Origin of the sequence: Streptomyces gardneri (assembly GCF_006539185.1) — a bacterium.
GTDB classification, from domain to species: domain Bacteria; phylum Actinomycetota; class Actinomycetes; order Streptomycetales; family Streptomycetaceae; genus Streptomyces; species Streptomyces gardneri.
This window is the reverse complement of the sequence record NZ_BJMN01000115.1, coordinates 1-3801: the sequence shown is the minus strand read 5'-3', so window position 1 is coordinate 3801 and position 3801 is coordinate 1. Positions and strand designations below refer to the sequence as shown.

The following is a 3801-nucleotide window of genomic DNA, read 5'->3' as shown; positions in this document are numbered from 1 at the left end:
CCCCGAAGAGCATCCCGGCGTTGAGCCCGAGCCAGAACCAGCCCCGGTAGCGGGCCCCGGAGAGCAGCCCGACACCGACGGCCACGACGACGGCGTACGTGACGAGCCCGAGCATCGGGTTGGGGAAGCCGAAGACCGCGGCCTGCTCGCTCTTCATGATGTTGCCGCAGGACACGACCGGGTTCAGGCTGCACCCGGGCTGGAAGCCGGGGTCCTCCAGGAGCTTGAACTTGTCGATCGTGATCACCCAGCCGGCCAGCACGCCCGCCGCCCCGGTGACCATCAGCATCCAGGCGAAGGCCCGGCCCGTGCCGAGCCCCGTCCCCGCGGTCTCCGGCGCGGACTCCCGCTGCCCGGGCACCCCGCCCTGTACGTTCACCGTCGCCATCGCCGCGACCCCCTTCCGTTCTCCGGCTCAGCCCTGGATGCGCCGGACCGGCATCAGGACGTGGGCGCTCTCCGCGAGCATCTCCTCGTCGGAGACGAAGGTGCGCAGCTGCGCCTCGTCGACGGGCTGCCCGGGGACCGCCTCGGGCCAGGGGCGCACGGAGCAGATGAGGTAGACCTGGCCGCGCTGGCGGGCGGCGGCCTGCCACTCGTCGGGCACCGGGCACTGCACCTTCAGGAAGGGCAGGTTGAGCACGGCGGAGCCGCCCTCGACGAGCAGCGTGGCGTTGATCCCGGCGTCCTTCTCCAGGTCGAAGAGCCGGTCGCCGACCGAGAGGCCCATCGACTCCAGGGCCGTCCGCATCGCCTGCTGACCGGCCTCCGGTCCGTCCCGGCCGTCGCCGAGCGAATACGCCATGAGGAACGGCGTGCCCGCCTCGTCGGCGGAAGGCTCGCTGGACCACGGAATCACCGTGAGAGTTCCCAGCGGAGAGGCGCTGCGCGCCGAGGAAACGACATTGGAAGTGGTCATGAATAAGGATGCTAGTGGCCCAACCACCCTTCCCCCGCGCCGATTTCACCCGAACGGTCGATATTCACGCCGCTGGCATTTCCGACGCAACGAACCCGGGTTTTCATCGTTGTGCCCAGAGGGCAATTGCCGACCCGAGGAGATCACTCATGATCGTCCCGCGCCGCGTCGCACTGCGGTCCCTCTTCGCGCTGGCGGTCACCGCCTTCACCGGGGGCGCGCTCGGCCGCATCGCGACCCGCACCCCGCCGGGAGCGCCGTCCGGGGCCCCGCGCGACCCGCTCGCCTTCGACGAGATGTACGGGGGCCGCCGCATCCGGGGCTTCTCCGGCCCAGGCGGCGGGCCGGTCGCCCTCGTCGACGGCCGGCCGCTGCATCTGATGCGCTGCGCCGACGGCGGTTACGTCTCGCCGATCGACCACTACGAGTCCTGTCCGACGCCGCTGGCGGCCACCCGCGCCGCCGTGGACGAGCTGGGGGCGGCTCCGCTGTCCCGGTTCGCCGCCGGCCACGGCGTCCACACCGAACCGACGGGAGGGAGCCCGCGTGGTGTACACGCGTAAGAACCAGCGCGACCTGACCGGCGCCGAGCGCCGGAAGTTCGTCGCCGCCGTCCTGGAGCTCAAGCGGACCGGCACGTACGACGAGTTCGTCCGCACCCACATCGACCACTACACGGCCGACGGGGAGGGGCGGCTCAGGACCGCCCACATGGCGCCGAGCTTCCTGCCCTGGCACCGCAGGTTCCTGCTGGAGTTCGAGAAGGCCCTGCGCCGGATCGACGGCACGGTCTCCGTCCCGTACTGGGACTGGACCCGGGACAACAGCCCGGCCTCCTCGATCTGGGGCGAGGACTTCATGGGCGGCAACGGCCGCCGCGCCGACCTCCAGGTGATGACCGGCCCCTTCGCCCACTCCTCCGGGCGGTGGAACGTCACGTACGCGATGTCCGAGACCCGCTTCCTGACCAGGGACTTCGGCCGGCCCCGCGACCCGGTCGCGCTCCCGACGCAGGCCCAGCTCGAAGAGGTGATGCGGGAGCGGGTGTACGACGTGGCGCCCTGGAACTCGACGAGCGCCTCCGGCTTCCGCAACCGGCTGGAGGGCTGGGCCTCGGGCCAGGGCAACGAGCGGTTCCGGATCCACAACCGGGTGCACCGCTGGGTCGGCGGGCTGATGCTCGGGGGCGGCTCCGTCAACGACCCGGTCTTCTGGCTGCACCACTCCTTCGTCGACCTGGTGTGGTCGCGGTGGCAGCAGCGCAACCCCTCGGCCGCGTACCTGCCGGCGGAGCCGCCGCCACTGGGGGACGCGCAGTACCGCAAGGTCGTCGCCCGGCACCAGCCGATGGCGCCCTGGGGGGTCACCCCGGCGGAGCTCTTCGACCACAGCCGGATCTACCGGTACGCCTGACCGCACACACACGTGTGTCCCCCCGGCCGAGCGGGCCGGGGGGACACACGTGGTGGAACGGGGGGATCAGCCGCCGTAGCCGCCGTCACCGTTGTCGTGGCCGTGGCCGTCGGCGTTGATGCAGGTGTTGCCGAAGGCCGGGTTGAGCAGGCCGATGACGTTGACGGTGTTGCCGCAGAGGTTGACCGGCACGTGGACCGGGACCTGGACGACGTTGCCGGAGGCGACACCGGGCGAGTGGGCGGCGACGGCCTCGGCGCCCGAGTCGGCGACGGCCAGGCCGGCTCCGCTGAGGGCCACGGCACCCGTGCCGGCGAGAACAGCGGCAGCCTTCGCGATGCGAGACATCAAGAACTCCTTGGACGTGGAAAGCGACCGCAGGAATCACGGCCGACTCCCCTTCAACGCCCGTCACGAAGACTGGTCACGGCCATTGCGCCGAACGGTACGAAAGAAATCCGAAAAGATCCGAAAAGAGATTGGCCCGTGGACCTGAGGGCGCCCGCCGCCGGATACGACGGGACGGGCCTCGGTCCACGGGCCGCGGCCATGCGACGAGCCTTCACTTGTAACGATCAACTATCCCTGTGGTGGCGGGGAAGAATCGTGTCTTCACTCGCGCGGGGGCGCGGTGGTATCAGTGCGCGGTCGGCACCAGACCCAGCTGGGGGTCGAGGGCTCCGCTCAACACGGGGGTGAGGACACCGACCTGAGGCTTCGCCAGGTCCGGGAGTCCGGCGAGCCCGTTGCCACGGGGGGCCTCCACCGGGTTGCCGACGACGGCGCCGGGGGTGGCCGCCGCCATCTCCGAGTGCGGGCTGCTGAGGAGGGCCCGGCCCGGGTCGCTGCCCTCCAGGAGCTCGGGCAGCGGCGCGTCCACGACGGTCTTCGGGAGGGTGCCCGTGAGCGGCACGCTGGGCAGGGCCAGGTCCGGCAGGGAGCCGAGACCCTTCTGGAATCCGGTGGGGGCACCGGGCACCGGGACGGGCACACCGGTGGCGACCGTGGGGGCGTCCATCGGGAGCACCGGCTCCAGGCCCTGGAGCGGGACGATCACCGGTGCCTCGACGGCTGAGGCCGGGGCGGCCAGGGCGGCGGAGGCGAGCGCGGTCATGAGGATTCCCATGCCGGCGTGAGAGCGCAGAGTCATGCTCTGTAGAACGAGGCGTTCGGGGGAAACGTGGCGGAATACCCCCGTGTGCAGCAACGCCAGAGGCCCTCACCGGTGAAGGCGAGGGCCTCGCTTGACGTCCCGTCAGCCTACGGCGTCAGTGACGGCGGGAGATCCGTCCGCCCCGGAGGTAGACGACGGTGCCGCCGATGATCAGCGCCGCGCTGATGGCGGCCGCGCCCATGAGCGCGGAGTCACCACCGGTGTCGGGAAGTTCGGGCGGGGTGGTCGTCGGAGGCCCGGTCGTCGGAGGCTCCGTCGTGGGAGGTTCCGTTGTCGGAGGCTCGGTGTGCGGGGG

At 71.5% G+C, this 3801-nt stretch carries 7 protein-coding genes; 2 read left to right on the top strand and 5 right to left on the bottom strand.

Going from position 1 to position 3801, the window contains the following annotated elements; all coding sequences use genetic code 11:
* Positions 1-388 (bottom strand): vitamin K epoxide reductase family protein (locus SGA01_RS40570; protein ID WP_304364587.1); only part of this gene is annotated, 388 nt, incomplete at its 3' end.
* A 27-nt stretch (positions 389-415) separates the two neighbouring features.
* Positions 416-919, bottom strand: a complete 504-nt coding sequence (locus SGA01_RS40565; protein WP_229917637.1) for a DUF5949 family protein — start codon at positions 917-919, stop codon at positions 416-418.
* Positions 920-1068: 149 nt separating this feature from the next.
* Here SGA01_RS40565 and SGA01_RS40560 point away from each other — a divergent pair, with 149 nt between their 5' ends.
* Both SGA01_RS40560 and SGA01_RS40555 read left to right on the top strand, forming a co-directional pair.
* A complete protein-coding gene (locus SGA01_RS40560; protein ID WP_141303426.1) occupies positions 1069-1482 on the top strand; it encodes a tyrosinase family oxidase copper chaperone in 414 nt (137 codons plus the stop codon).
* A complete protein-coding gene (locus tag SGA01_RS40555; RefSeq protein ID WP_141303424.1) occupies positions 1466-2332 on the top strand; it encodes a tyrosinase family protein in 867 nt (288 codons plus the stop codon). Before SGA01_RS40560 ends, SGA01_RS40555 begins: the two co-directional genes overlap by 17 nt.
* Before the next feature lie 66 nt (positions 2333-2398).
* Here the strand turns inward: SGA01_RS40555 and SGA01_RS40550 are convergent, their stop codons facing one another.
* From SGA01_RS40550 to SGA01_RS40540, 3 genes are all read right to left on the bottom strand, one after another.
* Positions 2399-2680, bottom strand: coding sequence for a chaplin (locus SGA01_RS40550; protein WP_141303422.1), 282 nt, complete (start codon positions 2678-2680; stop codon positions 2399-2401).
* A gap of 289 nt (positions 2681-2969) precedes the next feature.
* A complete protein-coding gene (locus SGA01_RS40545; protein ID WP_167534302.1) occupies positions 2970-3482 on the bottom strand; it encodes a hypothetical protein in 513 nt (170 codons plus the stop codon).
* 118 nt (positions 3483-3600) lie between these two features.
* Positions 3601-3801, bottom strand: a 201-nt coding sequence (locus tag SGA01_RS40540) for an LPXTG cell wall anchor domain-containing protein (protein ID WP_141303420.1), incomplete at its 5' end; no start/stop codon positions are given.

Coding starts and splice junctions, on each gene's coding strand:
- SGA01_RS40550 (WP_141303422.1), bottom strand. CDS start 2,680: ATGTCTCGCATCGCGAAGGCTGCCGCTGTTCTCGCCGGCACGGGTGCC.
- SGA01_RS40545 (WP_167534302.1), bottom strand. CDS start 3,482: ATGACTCTGCGCTCTCACGCCGGCATGGGAATCCTCATGACCGCGCTC.
- SGA01_RS40560 (WP_141303426.1), top strand. CDS start 1,069: ATGATCGTCCCGCGCCGCGTCGCACTGCGGTCCCTCTTCGCGCTGGCG.
- SGA01_RS40565 (WP_229917637.1), bottom strand. CDS start 919: ATGACCACTTCCAATGTCGTTTCCTCGGCGCGCAGCGCCTCTCCGCTG.